Raw genomic sequence first — 18563 nt, forward strand, 5'->3', positions numbered from 1 at the left:
CTGCCGTGACCGGCCTCAGTCGCCCGCGCGCGTGAAGGGGCCCACCGACGCGTCCGGCACGTCCGGCTTGCCGCCCTTGAGGGCCACCGCGCCGTACTTCCACGGGAAGCTCTTCGTGTCGCCGGTGCCGGGCAGCCCGATGCGCAGGGTCGTCGCGGCGAGGCTCTTGCCGTCGGCGCCGCCGCCCTTGACGTAGGTGAGGGTGAAGGTCGCGCTCTCGCCCTTGGCGAGGGTCAGCTTCTCGGCCCGGGAGCCGGGGGCCGCCCCGACCAGCACGGAGGTGCTGCCCTGGAGGGTGACTCCGGGGACGCCCTCCAAGGTGCACGGCGCGCTCTGGTTGGTGAGGGAGACGGGGACGTTGCCCGTGTCCCCGATGGCCGGCGCGACGTCGGCCGGGCCGACCTCGACCCCCATCGTGCCGATCGCGCAGGCACTCCCGCCCTTCTTGGCACCGCCACCGCCGCCGCTCCCGCCGCCCCCGTTGTCGTCGCTCCCGCCGCTGTCACAGGCGGTCAGCAGGAGGGCGGCGGCGAGGGCGGTGACGGCGAGGGGAGTGGCGCGCATGGGGGGTCCTCCGGAGCGTGCGGGACGGCGGAACGGCGGTACGTGAGGATCATCACGCACGAAGCGGCCAGCGCGGTCGCCGCCCCCCCCGGGTGGCGGCCTCACGACCCCAAGCTCGCCGTAGGCAACCCGCTGGGCAGCGACCCGCCCTCCGCCTTGGTGTACGTCTCCGTGCCGAGCCCGCTCTTCCAGGTCACCTTGAGGCTCGTACCGCTGACGGAGCCGACCGTGCCGTCGGCCCGGTCCTTGTTGCCGTCCCCGCAGGTCAGGCGGATCGTGTCGGCGCCCGCGGTGCCGCTGCACACGCTGCCGCCGGTGGCGAAGAGCCCGGCCTCGCTGCCGTTGACGACCAGCGCCACGATCTTGCCGTCGGAGGTGGTGACCCAGCTCCCGGCCAGCTTTCCGGCGGCGGCCGTGGAGCCGTCCGAGCCGCCGGACCCGGACCCGCCGCCCGTGTCCGCGGAGGCGGACGCGGTGGGCGTGGTGGGCGTGGCCGAGGCCTTGTCGTCGGAGCCGCCACCATCACTGCACGCCGTCAGGACGAGCGCGCCGGCGAGCCCCGCGGCCGCCGCTGCGACCCGCACCCGCCGACGCGTTCCCGAAGTCGCCCACGTCCACGTCATGGAAGCTCCCAAGCTGTTTCGGTCGGCCCGGTGGCCGGGAGGACCGCAGCAAGCTACCAGGACGACTTGCGCACCCCCGGCAGATACCCGGCGTGCGCCTGCCCGCGCAGGTTCACCCGGGACAGACCGAACGTGCGGAAGTAGCCGCGCGGCCGTCCGTCCACCTGGTCGCGGTTGCGTACGCGGGTCGCGCTGGCGTCACGCGGCTGCTTGTGCAACTCCTGCTGGGCGGCGAGCCGTTCCTGCTCCGTGGAGGAGGGGCGGCGGATGATCTCCTTCAGTTCGGCCCGGCGCTCGGCGTACCGGGCGACGACCTCCTGGCGCTTGTCGTTCTTCGCGATCTTGCTCTTCTTCGCCATCAGACACGCACCCCCCGCGCGCGGATCCGGACCACGGCCGCCTCGACGCCGATCGTGTCGACGGTCTTGATCCCCTTGGTGCTCAGCTTCAGCCGCACGTAGCGGCCCTCGCTCGGCAGCCAGTAGCGCTTGGACTGGATGTTGGGGTCGAAGCGGCGCGAAGTGCGCCGGTGGGAGTGCGAGATGCGGTTGCCGAAGCCGGGCTGGGCTCCGGTCAGCATGCAGTGGGCGGACACGGGTGATGCACCTCTCCTGAGCCGGTGTCGTAAATGGAATTCATTTTCAGTAAGATAGCAGCATGGCACGCAACGAACTCCGTCCGGTCATCAAACTGCGGTCCACCGCGGGGACCGGCTTCACCTACGTGACGCGCAAGAACCGTCGCAACGACCCGGACCGGCTGACTCTGCGCAAGTACGACCCGGTGGTCGGCCGTCACGTCGACTTCCGAGAGGAGCGCTGATCCGTCATGCGCAAGGGCATCCACCCCGAGTACGGTCCCGTCGTCTTCCGTGACCGTGCCGCGAACTACACCTTCCTGACCCGGTCCACGATGACCAGCGAGAAGACGATCGAGTGGGAGGACGGCAACACCTACCCGGTCGTCGACGTCGAGATCTCGGACGTCAGCCACCCCTTCTACACCGGCACGGCTCGCGTCCTGGACACCGCGGGCCGCGTGGAGCGCTTCGAGCGCCGGTACGGAAAGAAGGGCTGATGCTCTCCGTCGTGATCGTCGGCGGGCTGCACGCCGACGCCCGCAAGGCAGCCGTCGAGCAGCTGCTCGCCGACGTCCCGGGCAGCGTCGTACTCCACCACGACCTGGCGACGGCCGCGGCCGGCACGGTCGTACGGACGATTCGCGACGCCGACGGCGTCCTGTCCGCGGGCGAGACGCCTCTCGTCAACGACTGCGCGTGCTGTGCGCTCAGGGAAGACCTGGTGCCGGAGCTGCTCCTGCTCGCCGAGGACGGTACGACCCGGCTCGCGGTCGTGGAACTGTGGGACTCCGTCGAGCCCAAGGCGATGGCGGAGGTGGTCGCGGCCGGCGGGCTCACCGTCACCGGCGTGATCACCGCCGTCGACCCGGCGCTGGTCCTGCCCTACCTCGCCAACGGCGACGACCTCGCCGACGGCGGCCTGGCCGCCGCGGCCACCGACCAGCGGACGGTCGCCGACACCTTCGCCCGACAGCTGGAGTACGCGCCCGTCCTGGCGATCGCCGACTCCCCGGAGGCCGACGACGAGGACCGCGAGCTGCTCGCCCAGCTGCACCCGACCGCCCGTCAGGTCCCCATCGGGAGCGGCCACCCGACGGACCTGGCGGGCACCCGGTACCCGCGGCGCGGCTCGGCTGAGGCGCCGCTGGCCCGGGCCGCCCTCGCCGGCTTCGACGTGGAGGCCGCGGCGGCCGCCCAGCACCCGGCCTGCGCCCTGCTCCCGGCCGAGGCCGACGCGCACGGCGTCGCCACCTTCGTCTGGCACCGCCGCCGTCCCTTCCACCCGGAGCGGCTCTACTCGGCCCTGGAGGACATCACCTGCGCGGCCGCCCGCAGCCGGGGCCGGTTCTGGCTCGCCGACAAGCCGGACGTGCTGCTGCACTGGGACGCGGCCGGCGGCGCCCTGTGCGTGGAGAGCGTGGGCCCCTGGCTCGCCTCCCTGCCGGACGCGGCCTGGGAGATGGTCCCACCGGTGCGCCGGGCCGCGGCCGCCATGGACTGGCACGCCGAGCACGGCGACTGCTGCCAGCACCTGGTCTTCACGTCCCCCGGGCTCGACCGCGACGGACTCGAACAGCTGCTGGAGTCCTGCCTGTTGACCGACGCCGAGTACGCCGCGGGCCGCGACGCCTGGAAGCAGCTGCCGCCCGCCTTCGACACCCTCCTGGAGGTCTGACCCCGCCATGCCCCGCAAGCCCGAACGCAAGCCCGTCAAGAACCGTCCCAACCCGCTGGACCAGGCCAAGATCACCTACATCGACTACAAGGACACCGATCTGCTGCGGAAGTTCATCTCCGACCGCGGCAAGATCCGTAGCCGGCGGGTCACCCGGGTGAGCGCCCAGCAGCAGCGGATGCTGGCCCGGGCGATCAAGAACGCGCGGGAGATGGCGCTGCTGCCGTACTCCAGCTCCAGCCGCTGACGGCCCCCACCGCCGCCGGCTCCCAAGGCCCCCACGCAGAACAGGGCGACACCTTCCGAGCTCCCCCTCGGGAACGGTGTCGCCCTGCTCTGCGTATGCATATGCGCACGCAGAGCGGTAGATGGAACAGGATGGGGCTCTTACGCGTCTCTTCCCTGAGAAGCACGCGATGCCGGTAAAGCGCCCGCCCAAGCTGTAACCGCAGGAACACCCCGCGTGCACGTGCATCTGCGAGTGCATCTGTCCATGCATCCGCACATGAACAGAGCTATGATCCGGATCAGTTGACCACCGTCTCAATGGCATCAATGGCCTCACCAGCCAGTGCACCACCGGGGAGCGACCTGTGGACCACGACGTGTACGACGTTGACGCGTCCGGCGTGTACAACGGCATGGCTGCCACCCGGCTGAACGGGGTGGCCTGGCAGAAGAGCAGGCACAGCAACTCGCAGGGCTCCTGCGTGGAGTTCGCCCGGCTGCCCGGCGGTGATGTCGCCGTCCGCAACTCGCGTTTCCCCGAAGGTCCCGCGCTCGTCTACACCCGGGCCGAGATCGAGGCGATGCTGCTGGGCATCAAGGACGGCGAGTTCGATCACCTCATAGCGGGCTGACCGACCGGTAATACCCCCGGTAACAAGGGGTGATCGACGTCTCGCGCTGTGTAACGCGCGTAGAACCCGGGCGCGAAAAAGCGCCCGGGGGCCTCACTCGGCCGACGGCGGCTGCTGAAGGCGGAACAGCGCCCAGACGACCTTGCCGCCGAGCGAGCCCGCGAGGGGGTGCCAGCCCCAGCCGTCGGCGAAGGAGTCGACCAGGAACAGTCCGCGGCCGGACTCCGCCGAGAAGTCGTCGGTGTCGCGTGCGACGGGGCTCTCGTCGCTGGGGTCGCGCACCGCGCACACCAACCGCTCGGTCCAGCGCATCAGATGCAGCCGCACGGGCGCGTTCTGCTCGGCCGGGCGCGGGGTGTTGGCGGGCAGTGCGTGCCGCAGGGCGTTGGTGACGAGCTCGGAGACCACCAGGCACACGTCGTCGAAGCGGTCGCCCAGTTCCCACTGGTCGAGGCTTCTGCGGGTGAACTGCCGTGCCTCGCGCACCGCTTCGTAGCGGGCGGGCAGTGCGCAGGAGGCGGCGCTGGAGACGGCCGCGGGATCCAGCGGGGGAAGGCCCTGCCGTAACGGCTTGAGCATGGTCGATCCATTCGTAGCCATGCGTGGCACTCCCGGGAATTCGCGGTCGTTGCGATGCAGCGGTGGCGCGAGACCATGGTTTCTGATGCGTACGGCAGATGCAAGGGCAGATGCACGTGCACGCGACCGAATTGGACCCTCCCGTACCGCTTGTTGGTCATTTTTTCCACCGCTCTCTCCCCTACCTCTTGCCCATTCCTTCCCACAACCTGTCCCAGGCCTGTGCGGAAACTTTGGCTTCTTTCCATCTCTGTAATCGGACGAGTACTGCTCGGAGTGTTTTAGTGGCAGACTTCGGGCCCTGAAGACGGTTGGGGAGGCTGGCGAACGTGAGCGCGGGAGAGCCCGGATCGGTGGTGCGACGCATGCTGCTCGGCTCGCAACTCAGGCGACTGCGTGAGGCGCGGGGCATCACGCGTGAGGCGGCGGGCTACTCGATCCGCGCGTCCGAGTCGAAGATCAGCCGGATGGAGTTGGGCCGGGTGAGCTTCAAGACACGGGACGTCGAGGATCTGCTGACGCTGTACGGCATCACGGACGAGCAGGAGCGCACGTCACTCCTCTCTCTCGCCCGGGAGGCCAATGTGGCGGGCTGGTGGCACAGTTACTCGGACGTCCTGCCGAGCTGGTTCCCCACCTATGTGGGCCTGGAGGGCGCGGCCGCCCTGATCCGGGCCTACGAGGTGCAGTTCGTGCACGGTCTGCTCCAGACCGAGGCGTACGCGCGCGCGGTCGTGCGGCGCGGTATGAAGGGCGCGAGCGAGGCCGACGTCGAACGCCGGGTGGGGGTGCGCCTGGAGCGGCAGAAGTACCTGGTCGACGAGAACGCGCCGGACGTCCACATCGTCCTGGACGAGGCCGCGCTGCGCCGGCCCTACGGCGACCGCGAGGTGATGCGGGGTCAGCTCCAGCATCTGATCGAGATCTCCGAGCGGCCCAATGTGCGCCTTCAGATCATGCCGTTCGGCTTCGGCGGGCACTCCGGCGAGAGCGGTGCCTTCACGATCCTGTCCTTCCCGGACTCCGACCTGTCGGATGTCGTGTACCTGGAGCAGCTCACCAGCGCGCTGTACCTCGACAAGCGCGAGGACGTCACGCAGTACGAGAAGGCGCTCAAGGAGCTCCAGCAGGACAGCCCGGGGCCGGACGAGAGCCGTGATCTTCTGCGCGGTCTCCTCCAACTCTCCTAGGGTTCTCCCCAGAACATCGCTCGGCGTCCCCAACTCGCTTGCCGCGCAAGTACGATGACGCGTGATCAGACCGTGACGTCGATCGTGCGTCTGCTAGCGATTTGGGGATCACATGTCGTCGTACTTCACCGACCTGGCCCAGCAGTACATCGACGGTGAGTGGCGCCAGGGCACCGGTTCCTGGGACATCATCGACTTCAACCCGTACGACAACGAAAAGCTGGCGTCGATCACGATAGCCACGGTCGACGAGGTCGACGAGGCGTACCGGGCCGCCGCCCGCGCCCAGAAGGCGTGGGCCGCGACCAACCCGTACGCCCGCCGGGGGGTGTTCGAGAAGGCGCTCCGGCTCGTCGAGGAGCGCGAGCAGGAGATCGCCGACGTGATCATCGCCGAGCTCGGCGGTACCCGGCTGAAGGCCGCCTTCGAACTCCACCTCGTCAAGGAGTTCCTGCGCGAGTCGGTCCATCTCGCGCTGCGCCCCGAGGGCCGGATCCTGCCGTCGCCGACCGACGGCAAGGAGAACCGCCTCTACCGCGTGCCGGTCGGGGTCGTGGGCGTGATCAGCCCCTTCAACTTCCCCTTCCTGCTCTCCATCAAGTCGGTCGCCCCGGCGCTCGCGCTCGGCAACGCCGTGGTCCTCAAGCCGCACCAGAACACCCCGATCGTCGGCGGCTCCCTGGTCGCCAAGATCTTCGAGGACGCGGGGCTGCCCGCCGGTCTGCTGAACGTCGTCATCACCGACATCGCGGAGATCGGTGACGCCTTCATCGAGCACCCGGTCCCCAAGGTCATCTCCTTCACCGGCTCCGACCGGGTCGGCCGCCACGTCGCCACCGTCTGCGCCGCGAACTTCAAGCGTTCGGTCCTCGAACTGGGCGGCAACAGCGCCCTGGTGGTCCTCGACGACGCCGACCTCGACTACGCGGTCGACGCGGCGGTCTTCAGCCGCTACGTCCACCAGGGCCAGGTCTGCATGGCCGCCAACCGGATCCTGGTGGACCGTTCGGTCGCCGAGGAGTTCACCGAGAAGTTCGTCGCCAAGGTGAGGACCCTGAAGACGGGCGACCCGCGCGACCCCGAGACCGTCATCGGCCCGGTCATCAACTCCTCGCAGGCGGACGCGCTGTCGAGCGTCGTCGAGCAGGCGATCGCCGAGGGCGCCACCGCCCTCGTGCACGGCACCACCACCGACAACCTGGTCGAGCCGTCGGTCCTCACCGGCGTCCCCGCCGACTCCGCCCTGCTGCGGCAGGAGGTCTTCGGCCCGGTCGCCTTCCTCATCCCCTTCGACGGCGAGGAGGAGGCCGTACGCCTCGTCAACGACACGCCGTACGGTCTGAGCGGCGCCGTCCACACCGGTGACATCGAGCGCGGTGTCGCCTTCGCCAAGCAGATCGACACCGGCATGTTCCACGTCAACGACGGCACCGTCCACGACGAGCCCCTCGTCCCCTTCGGCGGCGAGAAGCACTCCGGCATCGGCCGCCTCAACGGCGAGTCGACCGCGGAATCCTTCACCACGCTGAAGTGGATCTCGGTGCAGCACGGACGGAGCCGGTTCCCGTTCTGACGGGGCGCCCGGCCGCTTTCCCCCTTGCGGACAGAACCTGACCGCAAGGGTCCCTAACGTCATGGGTGTCAGGGAAACGGACCCCATGAAAGGCGGCCGGTCATGGTCACTCACGTGCGAGCCGAGGCGTACGGCGACGAGCGGGGAGCGCTGCTCTCCTTCCTGGCGGAGCAGCGGGGCGGGATCCGGCGCTCGGTGCTCGGCCTCACGCACGAGCAGGCTTCGTCCCGGCCCAGCGCGAGCGAGCTGTCCCTGGCCGGACTGCTCAAGCACGTCGCCGAGGTCGAGCAGGGCTGGGTGGCCCGGGCCAAGGGCGAGCCGCCGGCGGTGAAGCGGGACGAGTCGAACTGGCACGAGTGCTTCACCCTGGTCGACGGCGAGAGCGTCGAGCAGCAGCTCGCGTACTGGGAGACGGTGGCGGCCGAGACGGAGGCGTTCGTCCGCTCGGCGCCCAGCCTCGACGACACCTTCCCGCTCCCGGACGAGCCCTGGTTCCCGCCGGACGAGGCGGTCTCCGTGCGCTGGCTGGTCCTGCACCTGATCCGCGAGACGGCCCGGCACGCGGGCCACGCCGACATCCTCCGGGAGTCGCTGGACGGCAGGACGGCCTTCGAGCTGGTCGCCCTCGCAGCAGCCCCCGCAGGCTGAGGTCCTAATCTGGACCGCATGTCAGCGATCCGTCTTCTCGTGCTCGGCGCGGTGCGCATGCACGGGCGGGCCCACGGCTACCAGGTGCGGGGCGACCTGGAGTACTGGGGCGCGCACGAGTGGTCCAACGCCAAGCCCGGCTCGATCTACCACGCCCTGAAGCAGATGGCGAAACAGGGGCTGCTGCACGCGCACGAGATCGCACCGTCCACGGCGGGCGGGCCGCCGCGCACCGAGTACGAGATCACCGAGCGGGGCATCGAGGAGTACCACCGGCTGCTGCGCGAGGCGCTGGTCACCTATGACCAGCGCGGGGACGTGAAGACGGCGGCCGTCGGTTTCCTCGTCGACCTGCCCCGGGCCGAGGCGGTGGCCCTGCTGAAGGAGCGCACCCGGCGGATCGTGGAGTGGAGGTCCGGGGTCCTTGAGCACTACGTACCCGAGGACGGGCCCGGGCAGCTCGGACACATCGGCGAGATCATGAACATGTGGGTCCACACGGCCGACTCCGAGGCCGAGTGGACCCACGGGCTGATCGAGCGCATCGAGGGCGGCGCCTACACCTTCGCGGACGAGGGCGATCCGTTCGTCGACGTCCGGACCCCGGATCCGAACCCGTACGCGACGGGGGCGCGGCATCCGGAGGACAGCCTCTGAGAACAGCCTCTGAGGACAGTCTCTAATCAAGTTTGACCAATTGCCCGCGCGGGCGTACTCTCCGTCGTCGGATGCCGGTAGTCAAAGTTGATTACCGGGCTCCGTATTCGAAGGGAGCCACATGACCGACGCGATCGTCGCCGAAGGCCTGCGCAAGCGGTACGGCGACAAGGCCGCCCTGGACGGACTCGGCCTCAGGGTGGCCCGCGGCACCGTCCACGGCGTGCTCGGACCGAACGGCGCGGGCAAGACCACCCTGGTCCGGATCCTGTCCACCCTGCTGCGGCCCGACGCCGGCCGTGTCGAGGTGGCCGGCCACGACGTCCTGGCCGAGGCCCAGGCCGTCCGCTTCCGCATCGGCCTCCTCGGCCAGCACGCGGCTCTCGACGAGGAGCTCTCGGGCCGCCAGAACCTGGACATGTTCGGCCGCCTCTACCACCTGGGCGCCCGGCAGGCGCGCGTGCGCGCCGACGAACTCCTGGAGCGCTTCACCCTCGCCGACACCGGCCGCAAGGCGGTCAAGCAGTACAGCGGAGGTATGCGCCGCCGGCTGGACCTGGCGGCCTCCCTCATCACCGAACCGGAGGTGCTCTTCCTGGACGAACCGACCACCGGCCTCGACCCGCGTGGCCGCACCGAGGTGTGGGCCGCGGTCCGCTCCCTCGTCGGCGGCGGTACGACGGTCCTGCTGACCACCCAGTACCTCCAGGAGGCCGACCAGCTCGCCGACCGCGTCTCGATCGTCGACCGGGGCCGGATCGTCGCCGACGGCACACCGGACCAGCTGAAGTCGGTGATCGGCGGCGACCGCATCGACGTGGTGCTGCGGGACGCCGGTCAGCTGGGCGCGGCGGTGGCCCTGTTGCCGCTGCCCGCGTCGGAGGTGTCCGTCGACACCGACCGCCGGCTGCTCAGCGCCCCGGTCACCGACCGGATGGCCGCCCTCTCCGGTGTCGTACGAGCGCTGGAGGAGGCCGGTATCGAGGCGGAGGACGTGGCCCTGCGCCGCCCGACGCTGGACGAGGTGTTCCTGCACCTCACCGGCGACGACCGAGTGAAGGAGGCCGTGTGAGCACGTACGCGCTGACCGATTCCTGGACCATGACCCGCCGCGAACTCGCCCACTGGGTCCGCCAGCCCGTGCAGGTCGTGGTCCAGCTCGCCTTCCCCGTCATGCTCCTGCTGATGTTCGGCTACCTCGTCGGCGGCGGCCGGGGTGTCGAGGGGAGCTACGTCGACTACCTGGTCCCCGGGATGCTCGCGCTGACCATGGCGTTCGGCCTCGAAGGGACCATGCTGGCCGTCACCCAGGACCTCAACAAGGGGGTCATCGACCGCTTCCGCTCGATGCCGATGACCAACGGCGCTGTCCTGGTGGGCCGTTCGGTCGCCGACATGCTGGAGTCGGCGGTCAGCCTGCTGGTGATGATCGGTGTGGCCTTCGCGCTCGGCTGGCGCGCGCACGGCGGGGTCGGAGGGTTCCTCGGCGCCCTGGGCCTGCTGCTGCTGTTCCGTTTCGCCATGCTCTGGATCGGCATCCATCTGGCGATGGTGGCCGGGAAACCGGAGATGGTGCAGGCCGTGCAGATCCTGGTCTGGCCGGTCGGATTCCTCTCCAACGCCTTCGCGACCCCCCACTCCATGCCCGGCTGGCTGGGCACGGTGATCGAGTGGAACCCCATGTCCCACACGGCCACCGCCGTACGGGACCTGTTCGGCGGACAGGGCGGCGAACCGGGGCACGTCTGGCCGGCCGCGCTGTGGCCGCTGGCGCTGCTGGCGGTGTTCCTTCCGCTGGCGGTGCGGAGGTTCGGGGCGCTCAGCAAGTAGGGCCGGCGCCGTCGCCGTACGGCAGGGAGGAACAGGGGCCGGGTGGCGGCCGGCTCAGTGGTGGAAGCCGGTGGCCGCCTCCTTGTCCCGGGTCAGCGGGTGCGGTTGCCGGCGCAGCTCGGGCACCAGGCGGCCCAGGTCCTCCACGAACAGTTCGGCGAGGTCGGCGGAGAAGCCGTTGCGGCACACCACCCGCAGGACGGACAGGTCCTCCCGGTTCGGCGGGAAGGTGTACGCGGGCACCAGCCAGCCCCGCTCCCGCATCCGCCGGGACACGTCGAAGACGTCGTACGCCTCCACCCCGGGCGCGGTCGTGAAGGCGAAGACCGGCAGCTCGTCGCCCCGGGTCAGCAGCCGGAAGTCGCCGAGCGCCTCCACCCGTGCGGCGAGCCCCCGGGCCACGTCCCGCGTGGACTGCTGCACGGCCCGGTAGCCCTCGCGGCCCAGCCGGAGGAACGTGTAGTACTGCGCGACGACCTGGGCGCCCGGCCGGGAGAAGTTCAGCGCGAAGGTCGGCATGTCGCCGCCCAGGTAGTTGACGCGGAAGACGAGCTCCTCGGGCAGCGCCTCCTGATCACGCCACAGCGCCCAGCCGACGCCCGGGTAGACCAGCCCGTACTTGTGCCCGGAGGTGTTGATCGAGGCCACGCGCGGCAGCCGGAAGTCCCACACCAGGTCCTCGTCGAGGAAGGGCGCGACCATCGCGCCGGACGCCCCGTCGACATGCACCGGGATGTCGAGGCCGGTGCGTTCCTGGAGGGCGTCCAGGGCAGCGCACAGCTCGGCGACCGGCTCGTAGGACCCGTCGAAGGTGGAGCCGAGGATGCCCACGACCCCGATGGTGTTCTCGTCGCACAGCTCGGCCGCGGCCTGGGCGTCGAGGTGGAAGCGGTCGCCCTCCATGGGAACCTGCCGGGCCTCCACCTCCCAGAAGGTGCAGAACTTCTCCCAGCAGACCTGGACGTTGACACCCATGACGAGATTCGGGCGGACGTCCCTGGAGGGGTACCGGTCGGCATTGCGACGCGCCCAGCGCCGCTTGAGCGCCATCCCGGCGAGCATGCAGGCCTCGCTGGAGCCGGTCGTCGAACAGCCCACGGCCGCCGAGGGATCGGGCGCGTGCCACAGGTCGGCGAGCATGGCCACGCAGCGCCGCTCCAGCTCGGCGGTGCGCGGGTACTCGTCCTTGTCGATCATGTTCTTGTCCCGGCACTCATCCATCAGGACCCCGGCCTGCGGTTCCATCCAGGTGGTGACGAAGGTGGCGAGATTCAGCCGGGAGTTGCCGTCCAGCATCAGCTCGTCGTGCACCAGCTGATAGGCGGTCGACGGCGGCAGGGGAGCGGCGGGGAGCCGGTGCTTGGGCGGGGCCTCGGCCATTCCGCCGACCGGGTCGGCCTCGCCGTAGAAGGGATTGACGGACAACGGGCGCTCGTCGGGCTGCTCCGGCCCTTGGTGCAGTGGCATGTGCGTGCCTCCTGAAAGGATCAACGTAGACCGGCGGATCGGGGTTCCGCCGTCACAAACCCGCTTGCACCTCACGTGGCGTGAGGATCCACCGTGGAGTGCGTACCGAGAAGGGAGCGGAAGTGAGCTACTCCGTGGGACAGGTCGCCGGTTTCGCCGGAGTGACGGTGCGCACACTGCACCACTACGACGACATCGGCCTGCTCGTGCCGAGCGAGCGCAGCCACGCGGGACACCGGCGTTACAGCGACGCCGACCTCGACCGGCTGCAACAGATCCTGTTCTACCGGGAGCTCGGCTTCCCCCTCGACGAGGTCGCCGCCCTGCTCGACGACCCGGCCGCGGACCCGCGCGCGCACCTGCGCCGCCAGCACGAACTGCTGACCGCCCGGATCGAGAAGCTCCAGAAGATGGCGGCGGCCGTGGAGCACGCCATGGAGGCACGCAAGATGGGGATCAATCTCACGCCGGAGGAGCGCTTCGAGGTCTTCGGCGACAAGGACCCGGAGCAGTACGCCGAGGAGGCGGAGCGGCGCTGGGGAGGCACGGAGGCGTACGCCGAGTCGCAGCGCCGCGCGGCCCGGTACACCAAGGAGGACTGGAAGCGCCTGCAGGCCGAGGTGAACGACTGGGCCGAGCGCTACACCGCCGTGCTGGCCGAGGGCGAACCACCGACCGGCGAGCGGGCCATGGACCTGGCCGAGGAACACCGCCGGCACATCGGCACGTGGTACTACGAATGCCCGTACGAGATGCACCGGAGCCTGGCCGAGATGTATGTGTCCGACGAGCGCTTCAAGGCGTTCTACGACTCCATGCGCCCGGGTCTCGCCGAGCACCTGAGGGACGCGATCCTGGCGAACGCGGACCGCCGCACCGCGTGATTCCCGGCCCGGGAGGGGACCTCCTCCCGGGCCGGGGCCCGTCCTGCCCTCCTACTCCCGGACCAGGACCACCGCCGTGCCGTAGGCGCACACCTCCGTCCCCACGTCCGCCGCCTCCGTGACGTCGAAGCGGAACATCAGCACGGCGTTCGCGCCCCGCGCGCGGGCCTGCTCCACCAGCCGTTCCATGGCCTGGTTGCGGGTCTGCACGAGCGTCTTGGTGAGCCCCTTGAGCTCACCGCCGATCATCGACTTCAGACCGGCACATCCGGCCGGGGCCCCTGACCACCGCCGTATTCTTCGATACCCATGGCTCACAGCTTTGCCCCAGCCGGGCCACGGTGCATCCTGTGGACGCCCATGGAACCTGGGTCACCGCGGCTGCGTTGATAGTTTTGGGCAGCCAGTCCCAGACCGACCCCCACACGCAGGAGCCACATTCCCGTGACCACGCTCGCGCTCGGCCCCGAGTGGCTCAGCCCCGACTATCTGATCGAGACCTTCAGCCTGCCCGGCATCCTGCTGATCGTCTTCGCCGAGTCGGGTCTCTTCGCGTTCCTGCCCGGCGACTCCCTGCTGTTCACGGCGGGTCTGTTCGTGGCCGAGGGGAATTTCATCAGCCAGCCCCTGTGGCTGGTCTGCACGCTGATCGTCCTGGCCGCCGTCATCGGTGACCAAGTCGGCTACATGATCGGCAAGTTCTTCGGGCCGAAGCTCTTCAGCCGCCCCAACTCCAAGCTCTTCAAGCAGGAGAACCTGGAGAAGGCCCACGAGTTCATGGAGAAGTACGGCCCCAAGGCGATCGTCCTGGCCCGCTTCGTGCCCATCGTGCGCACCTTCGCCCCCATCGTGGCGGGCGCCGGCCGCATGAAGTACCGCACGTTCCTGACGTACAACATCATCGGCGGTGTGGCCTGGGGCTGCGGTGTCACCCTCGCCGGCTACTGGCTCGGCCAGATCGAGTTCATCAAGACCAACGTCGAGGCCATCCTCGTCCTGATCGTCATCGTCTCGGTCGTCCCGATCATCGTCGAGTTCCTCCGCGAACGCGGAAAGAAGAAGCGCGCCGCCGCCGAGGCCCCGGCCCAGGCCCGGCAGCACCCCCAGATGATGGACGACGCGACGACCCAGCTGCGCCGCATCCCGTCGCCCGACGAGCCCCAGCAGCCCTACGGCAACCAGGGCCAGCACACCGGCTACGACCAGCCGTACTACGGCCAGCCCCCGCAGCAACAGCAGCCGTACGCCCAGCAGTACCCCCAGAACCACAACCAGCAGTACCCGGACAACCGGGGCTACTGAAACGGCCCGAGGGGCGCGGGGCCGTACTAGAACCCCCGCGTCCTCTTCGCCGACTTCCGCTTGTCCGAGGAGCCGACCCGCAGGAACATCCGGGAGATCTCCGATCCGAGGTTGACCCCGATGGCGATGGCCATCGCCAGTGCCGCCGCCTGCGACACGAACACCAGGCCCGCGTCGACGTCGTTCTGCGCGATGGCCAGCAGTCCGAAGTACGTCGCGGAACCCGGCAACAGGGGCCCGATCGCCGCCGTGGTGTACGGCAGAGCCGACGCGAAGCGGTACCGGGACAGCAGCTGCCCGAACAGCCCGACCAGCCCCGCAGCCACGGCCGTGGAGGCGACGGGCGAGATCTCGCCCACGTAGTGCATCGCGCCGTACACCGACCACGCGACACCGCCGTTCAAGGTCACGGCCAGCACGGTGGATCGTTCCTGCTGGAGCAGGACCGCGAAGGTCAGTGACAGCAGCATCGAGGCGCTGATCTGCCACAGCGGCCTGTTGTTGTCGCCGAAGGCCGCGTCGGGGTCGAGGCTGGCACCCAGCTGAACGCCCACGTAGAGCATCAGCAGCACCCCGACGACGATGCCCACGAAGAAGTACATGACCTCCAGCAGACGCGCGGCGGCGGTGATGTAGAAGCCGGTCAGGCCGTCCTGCACGCCCGCCACCAGCGCCCGCCCGGGCAGCAGCGCGAAGAGCCCACCGGTGACCACCGCGGACGCCTTGACGTCCACATGGGCGAGCGTCAGCGCGATCCCTATCGCGGCCGGAGGCATCGCGGCCACCGTGAACTGGTAGAACTCCGGCAGCCCGCGCCCCGCGCACAGCCAGGCCAGCCGGTCACCGCACATCGCGCCGAGCGCCGCGGCGACGAAGACGATCAGGTCACCGCCGACGAGTACGGAGGCCGCGCCCGCCAGCAGCCCGCTGGCCAGGGTCAGCACCCAGCCCGGATACGGGTGCCGGTTGCGGCGGATCTCGGCGAGCCGCCGATAGGCCTCCTCCAGCGAGATGTGCGTCTCGGGGTCGCTGAGGTCGTCGACGAGCTGGAACACGGCCGCCAGGCGCGTGTAGTCGGTGCCCCGGCGGCGCACCGTCCGGGACGCCGTCACCGGGTCCTCGACCAGCGACGGCTGGTACGAGATGGACAGCAGCGTGAAGGTGACGTTCGGCTCGCACCGGTCGAGCCCGTAGGACCGGCAGACGGCGAACATCGCCGCCTCCACGTCCTCGGCGCCCTCACCGCCCGCCAGCAGCAGCTCGCCGATACGCAGCGTCAGGTCGAGCACGCGCGGAACGGCCGGGCCCTCATCCTCCGCCTTGTGCACCGGCTCGGGCGCGGGCCGCTCCGCCACCGGCATCCGCAGCATCGTGCGCATCCGGTCCTGCCAGGGCAGATCCTTGATCAGGCTCACGACGGGGATGCCGGTCGGCGGCGTGAAGGCGGGCGGCGCGTGCCGGGCGCTGTAGGTGCGCGGCGGCGTGAAGGCCGACCCCTCCGGCTCGACGACGGGCGTGTGCGGCACGTCGAGCCCGTCGGGCAGGGCGAACTCCGAGGTGGTCTCCGGTTCGGCCCCCGCTCTGAGCACGGCGAGCCCGTCGGGAAGGGCGAACTCGGACGTGATCTCGGGGTCGAAGACGCCCCTCGCCTCGTCCGACTGCGGCTTGCGGTCCTCCGCCTGCGTCACTGAGTTGCGCTCCCTGTACGACACGTTCCGCCAGCCTCAGTATGCGCACAGATACGCGAACGGGCCGCGCCACCTCGCACGAGGTCACGCGGCCCGCGGGGCACACCAGTGATCAGTGGCCGCCCTGGTCCTTGAACCGCTTGTAGGAGCGCTCGATCTCGACCTCGGCCTCCGTACGGCCCACCCAGTCGGCACCCTCGACGGACTTGCCGGGCTCCAGGTCCTTGTAGACCTCGAAGAAGTGCTGGATCTCCAGGCGGTCGAACTCCGACACGTGGTGAATGTCACGCAGGTGCTCCACCCGCGGGTCCGTCGCCGGGACGCACAGCAGCTTGTCGTCGCCGCCGGCCTCGTCCGTCATCCGGAACATACCGATCGCACGGCACTTGATGAGGCAGCCCGGGAACGTCGGCTCGTCCAGGATGACGAGCGCGTCCAGCGGGTCACCGTCCTCGCCGAGAGTGTTCTCGACGAAGCCGTAGTCGGTCGGGTAGGCGGTCGAGGTGAAGAGTCGACGGTCCAGGCGGATCCGACCGGTCTCGTGGTCCACCTCGTACTTGTTCCGCGAACCCTTCGGAATCTCGATCGTGACGTCGAACTCCACCGGTGGCTCCTCCATGATCAACACATAGTTCTGGTGGTTAAGTGTCCCTCACGCCGGTGTGTGATCGCGAAAGGGGCTGGTGGTCGTGCCGGAGCTGAGGCCTTGGCGAGCCGCGAAACCGCGTGTGACGCGGGTCGCGAACGCCGTACGACCGCGTCTGACGCGCGCCTCCGACGCCGTACGGCCTCGGATCGCGCGAGCCGCGGACGTCGTACGGCCTCGTCTCGCCCGTGCCACGACGGCCGCGAAACCGCAGGTCACACGGTTTGCGCAGGCGGTGAAGCCGCAACTCGATCGGATTCCGAGGCCGAAGACCGCCAAGACCTGGCACTACACCGCGGGCGCCGCCACCGCCGGTCTGGCGCTGGCCGCCTCCGTGGTGACCGTGGCCGGACCCTGGGACTCCACCGGTCAGCGTACGGCCGAGCGGGACCGGGCGGCTGCCCTGGACCACACGGGTGGCGCAGATCACGACGGTTCGTCCGGTACGGCGGACGGGGCGCCCGAGCCCGCCCCCAGCGCCGCTTCCGTGCTGGTCGGACTGGGCGGCGCGGCGAACACCGTCCGGTCCGCCCCGACCGGCCCCGGCCTCGCTTCCGTCCTGGGACCGCTCCTGAAGGACCCCGCCCTCGGCACCAGCCGCTCGGCCGTCGTCGTGGACGTCGCCACCGGCAAGCGCCTCTACGGCGAGGGCGCCGAGCGGGCCCTGACCCCCGCCTCCACCACGAAGATCGCCACCGCGGTCGCCGCGCTCACCGCCCTGGGCGCCGACCACCGGCTCACCACCCGGGCAGATCTCGAAGCCGACACCAAGGAGCTCGTCCTCGTCGGCGGCGGCGATCCCACCGTCACCGCCCACCAGGACGCCCAGGGCTGGGCCAGCCTGCGCACCCTCGCCGACCGGACGGCCGCCGCCCTGAAGAAACGCGACATCCGCCAGGTGACGCTGTCGTACGACACCACGCTCTACCCCGGTACCGAACTTCACCCCATCGGGGAGAACGAGAACCTCGCGCCCGTGACCGCCCTCATGGTGGACGAGGGCCGCATGGACGACTCGACCAGCGGTACCGCCGACCGCTTCGAGGACCCGGCTACGCAGGCCGCCCGGCAGTTCGCCGGCCTCCTCGCGGCCCACGGCATCAAGACCACCGCCCCCGGCCCCTCCAAGGCGACCGGACGCGCCGAGAACCTCGCCACCGTCTCCTCGCCGCCGCTCTCCGCCGTCGTCGAGCGCATGCTGACCAACAGCGACAACGACATCGCCGAGGCCCTCGCCCGCCAGACCGCCGTCGCCACCGGGGAACGCGCCGACTTCGACGGCGCCGGCCGGGCGATCACCGCCCAGTTGAGGAAGCTCGGACTGCCCGTCAAGGGCGTCGCCTTCCACGACGGCAGCGGCCTCGACCGCGACGACCGCCTCACCGCCGGCCTCCTCACGGCCCTCCTCGCCAAGGCCGGCGACCCCTCCCGCCCCGACCTGCGCCCCGTCCTCACCGGCCTGCCCGTCGCGGGCTTCACCGGCACCCTCACCACCCGCTACACCGACGGCGCGGCCGGTATCGTCCGCGCCAAGACCGGCACCCTGAACGGCGTGAACACCCTCGCGGGCACGGTCGTCGACCACAACGGCCGCCTCCTCGCCTTCGCCTTCCTGGCCTCCGGCACCACGAACAAGGACGCGGCCCAGTCGGCCCTGGACAGAACAGCGACGGCCTTGGCGGCGTGCGGCTGCCGCTAGCACTCACCGTCGCGGGCCGACGGCCCTGTACCACGTGGGAACCAGGCCCAGCCCCGTCAACCTCTCGCGGCCCTGCCCTGAGCGGCAGCGCTCACGTA

General features: G+C 70.2%; 22 protein-coding genes and 1 pseudogene. 14 read left to right on the forward strand and 9 right to left on the reverse strand.

Going from position 1 to position 18563, the window contains the following annotated elements; translation table 11 throughout:
- Positions 1-15: 15 nt before the first annotated feature.
- The 4 genes from SLINC_RS25280 to rpmB all read right to left on the reverse strand — a co-directional run bounded on the left by SLINC_RS25280 (position 16) and on the right by rpmB (position 1782).
- Positions 16-564 carry a DUF4232 domain-containing protein gene (locus tag SLINC_RS25280; protein ID WP_067437417.1) on the reverse strand — a complete coding sequence of 183 codons (549 nt, stop codon included), beginning with the start codon at positions 562-564 and terminating at the stop codon, positions 16-18.
- A gap of 101 nt (positions 565-665) precedes the next feature.
- Complete coding sequence (locus SLINC_RS25285; RefSeq protein WP_067437419.1) at positions 666-1187, reverse strand: hypothetical protein; 522 nt, start codon at positions 1185-1187, stop codon at positions 666-668.
- Positions 1188-1240: 53 nt separating this feature from the next.
- Entirely contained in the window at positions 1241-1546 is a 306-nt protein-coding gene (gene rpsN / locus SLINC_RS25290) for a 30S ribosomal protein S14 (RefSeq protein WP_067437420.1), read from the reverse strand.
- Entirely contained in the window at positions 1546-1782 is a 237-nt protein-coding gene (gene rpmB, locus SLINC_RS25295) for a 50S ribosomal protein L28 (protein ID WP_067437422.1), read from the reverse strand. The genes rpsN and rpmB overlap by 1 nt, the downstream gene beginning before the upstream one ends.
- A 62-nt stretch (positions 1783-1844) precedes the next feature.
- Here rpmB and rpmG point away from each other — a divergent pair, with 62 nt between their 5' ends.
- From rpmG to SLINC_RS25320, 5 genes are all read left to right on the forward strand, one after another.
- Entirely contained in the window at positions 1845-2009 is a 165-nt protein-coding gene (gene rpmG / locus SLINC_RS25300) for a 50S ribosomal protein L33 (protein WP_033321692.1), read from the forward strand.
- A 6-nt stretch (positions 2010-2015) separates the two neighbouring features.
- Positions 2016-2264: a type B 50S ribosomal protein L31 gene (locus SLINC_RS25305; RefSeq protein ID WP_067437424.1), complete on the forward strand. Its 249-nt coding sequence runs from the start codon at positions 2016-2018 to the stop codon at positions 2262-2264.
- Positions 2264-3442, forward strand: a complete 1179-nt coding sequence (locus tag SLINC_RS25310; protein WP_067437426.1) for a CobW family GTP-binding protein — start codon at positions 2264-2266, stop codon at positions 3440-3442. Before SLINC_RS25305 ends, SLINC_RS25310 begins: the two co-directional genes overlap by 1 nt.
- A gap of 7 nt (positions 3443-3449) precedes the next feature.
- The gene (gene rpsR, locus SLINC_RS25315; RefSeq protein ID WP_067437428.1) at positions 3450-3689 is read left to right on the forward strand and encodes a 30S ribosomal protein S18; all 240 of its coding nucleotides are present in this window, start codon (positions 3450-3452) and stop codon (positions 3687-3689) included.
- Positions 3690-4035: 346 nt separating this feature from the next.
- Positions 4036-4302, forward strand: coding sequence for a DUF397 domain-containing protein (locus tag SLINC_RS25320; RefSeq protein WP_067437430.1), 267 nt, complete (start codon positions 4036-4038; stop codon positions 4300-4302).
- Between the two features lie 93 nt (positions 4303-4395).
- Here the strand turns inward: SLINC_RS25320 and SLINC_RS25325 are convergent, their stop codons facing one another.
- On the reverse strand, positions 4396-4902 hold the full coding sequence (locus tag SLINC_RS25325) for an ATP-binding protein (protein ID WP_079164721.1): 507 nt from the start codon (positions 4900-4902) through the stop codon (positions 4396-4398).
- A 344-nt stretch (positions 4903-5246) separates the two neighbouring features.
- On the opposite strand from SLINC_RS25325, the gene SLINC_RS25330 reads away from it, so the two are divergent.
- From SLINC_RS25330 to SLINC_RS25355, 6 genes are all read left to right on the forward strand, one after another.
- Entirely contained in the window at positions 5247-6071 is an 825-nt protein-coding gene (locus SLINC_RS25330) for a helix-turn-helix domain-containing protein (protein WP_067437434.1), read from the forward strand.
- Between the two features lie 112 nt (positions 6072-6183).
- Positions 6184-7644 (forward strand): aldehyde dehydrogenase family protein, encoded by a 1461-nt coding sequence (locus tag SLINC_RS25335; protein WP_067437436.1) that lies wholly within the window; start codon positions 6184-6186, stop codon positions 7642-7644.
- A 102-nt stretch (positions 7645-7746) separates the two neighbouring features.
- Positions 7747-8292 carry a DinB family protein gene (locus tag SLINC_RS25340; protein ID WP_067437438.1) on the forward strand — a complete coding sequence of 182 codons (546 nt, stop codon included), beginning with the start codon at positions 7747-7749 and terminating at the stop codon, positions 8290-8292.
- Between the two features lie 18 nt (positions 8293-8310).
- On the forward strand, positions 8311-8949 hold the full coding sequence (locus tag SLINC_RS25345) for a PadR family transcriptional regulator (RefSeq protein ID WP_067437440.1): 639 nt from the start codon (positions 8311-8313) through the stop codon (positions 8947-8949).
- Between the two features lie 121 nt (positions 8950-9070).
- On the forward strand, positions 9071-10021 hold the full coding sequence (locus tag SLINC_RS25350; protein WP_067437442.1) for an ATP-binding cassette domain-containing protein: 951 nt from the start codon (positions 9071-9073) through the stop codon (positions 10019-10021).
- Positions 10018-10779, forward strand: coding sequence for an ABC transporter permease (locus SLINC_RS25355; protein WP_067437444.1), 762 nt, complete (start codon positions 10018-10020; stop codon positions 10777-10779). Before SLINC_RS25350 ends, SLINC_RS25355 begins: the two co-directional genes overlap by 4 nt.
- A gap of 54 nt (positions 10780-10833) precedes the next feature.
- On the opposite strand, the gene SLINC_RS25360 is transcribed toward SLINC_RS25355, so the two are convergent.
- Positions 10834-12246, reverse strand: coding sequence for a glutamate decarboxylase (locus tag SLINC_RS25360; RefSeq protein ID WP_067437445.1), 1413 nt, complete (start codon positions 12244-12246; stop codon positions 10834-10836).
- 122 nt (positions 12247-12368) lie between these two features.
- Between SLINC_RS25360 and SLINC_RS25365 the strand changes: the two genes are divergently transcribed.
- Positions 12369-13130 (forward strand): MerR family transcriptional regulator, encoded by a 762-nt coding sequence (locus tag SLINC_RS25365; protein ID WP_067445698.1) that lies wholly within the window; start codon positions 12369-12371, stop codon positions 13128-13130.
- 51 nt (positions 13131-13181) lie between these two features.
- Here SLINC_RS25365 and SLINC_RS25370 read toward each other — a convergent pair.
- Positions 13182-13441, reverse strand: a pseudogene (locus SLINC_RS25370) (YbjQ family protein).
- Positions 13442-13574: 133 nt separating this feature from the next.
- On the opposite strand from SLINC_RS25370, the gene SLINC_RS25375 reads away from it, so the two are divergent.
- A complete protein-coding gene (locus SLINC_RS25375) occupies positions 13575-14432 on the forward strand; it encodes a DedA family protein (RefSeq protein ID WP_067437449.1) in 858 nt (285 codons plus the stop codon).
- A gap of 26 nt (positions 14433-14458) precedes the next feature.
- Here the strand turns inward: SLINC_RS25375 and SLINC_RS25380 are convergent, their stop codons facing one another.
- Entirely contained in the window at positions 14459-16120 is a 1662-nt protein-coding gene (locus SLINC_RS25380) for a threonine/serine exporter family protein (protein WP_067437451.1), read from the reverse strand.
- A gap of 112 nt (positions 16121-16232) precedes the next feature.
- On the reverse strand, positions 16233-16724 hold the full coding sequence (locus SLINC_RS25385) for an inorganic diphosphatase (RefSeq protein ID WP_067437453.1): 492 nt from the start codon (positions 16722-16724) through the stop codon (positions 16233-16235).
- A gap of 124 nt (positions 16725-16848) precedes the next feature.
- On the opposite strand from SLINC_RS25385, the gene dacB reads away from it, so the two are divergent.
- Positions 16849-18465 carry a D-alanyl-D-alanine carboxypeptidase/D-alanyl-D-alanine endopeptidase gene (gene dacB, locus SLINC_RS25390; protein WP_067437455.1) on the forward strand — a complete coding sequence of 539 codons (1617 nt, stop codon included), beginning with the start codon at positions 16849-16851 and terminating at the stop codon, positions 18463-18465.
- The last annotated feature ends 98 nt before the right edge of the window (positions 18466-18563 follow it).

The organism is Streptomyces lincolnensis (assembly GCF_001685355.1).
GTDB classification, from domain to species: domain Bacteria; phylum Actinomycetota; class Actinomycetes; order Streptomycetales; family Streptomycetaceae; genus Streptomyces; species Streptomyces lincolnensis.

Coding starts and splice junctions, on each gene's coding strand:
- SLINC_RS25330 (WP_067437434.1), top strand. CDS start 5,247: ATGCTGCTCGGCTCGCAACTCAGGCGACTGCGTGAGGCGCGGGGCATC.
- SLINC_RS25280 (WP_067437417.1), bottom strand. CDS start 564: ATGCGCGCCACTCCCCTCGCCGTCACCGCCCTCGCCGCCGCCCTCCTG.
- SLINC_RS25340 (WP_067437438.1), top strand. CDS start 7,747: ATGGTCACTCACGTGCGAGCCGAGGCGTACGGCGACGAGCGGGGAGCG.
- SLINC_RS25350 (WP_067437442.1), top strand. CDS start 9,071: ATGACCGACGCGATCGTCGCCGAAGGCCTGCGCAAGCGGTACGGCGAC.
- rpmG (WP_033321692.1), top strand. CDS start 1,845: ATGGCACGCAACGAACTCCGTCCGGTCATCAAACTGCGGTCCACCGCG.
- SLINC_RS25285 (WP_067437419.1), bottom strand. CDS start 1,187: ATGACGTGGACGTGGGCGACTTCGGGAACGCGTCGGCGGGTGCGGGTC.
- rpsR (WP_067437428.1), top strand. CDS start 3,450: ATGCCCCGCAAGCCCGAACGCAAGCCCGTCAAGAACCGTCCCAACCCG.
- SLINC_RS25360 (WP_067437445.1), bottom strand. CDS start 12,246: ATGCCACTGCACCAAGGGCCGGAGCAGCCCGACGAGCGCCCGTTGTCC.
- SLINC_RS25325 (WP_079164721.1), bottom strand. CDS start 4,902: ATGGCTACGAATGGATCGACCATGCTCAAGCCGTTACGGCAGGGCCTT.
- SLINC_RS25335 (WP_067437436.1), top strand. CDS start 6,184: ATGTCGTCGTACTTCACCGACCTGGCCCAGCAGTACATCGACGGTGAG.
- rpsN (WP_067437420.1), bottom strand. CDS start 1,546: ATGGCGAAGAAGAGCAAGATCGCGAAGAACGACAAGCGCCAGGAGGTC.
- SLINC_RS25310 (WP_067437426.1), top strand. CDS start 2,264: ATGCTCTCCGTCGTGATCGTCGGCGGGCTGCACGCCGACGCCCGCAAG.
- SLINC_RS25305 (WP_067437424.1), top strand. CDS start 2,016: ATGCGCAAGGGCATCCACCCCGAGTACGGTCCCGTCGTCTTCCGTGAC.
- SLINC_RS25345 (WP_067437440.1), top strand. CDS start 8,311: ATGTCAGCGATCCGTCTTCTCGTGCTCGGCGCGGTGCGCATGCACGGG.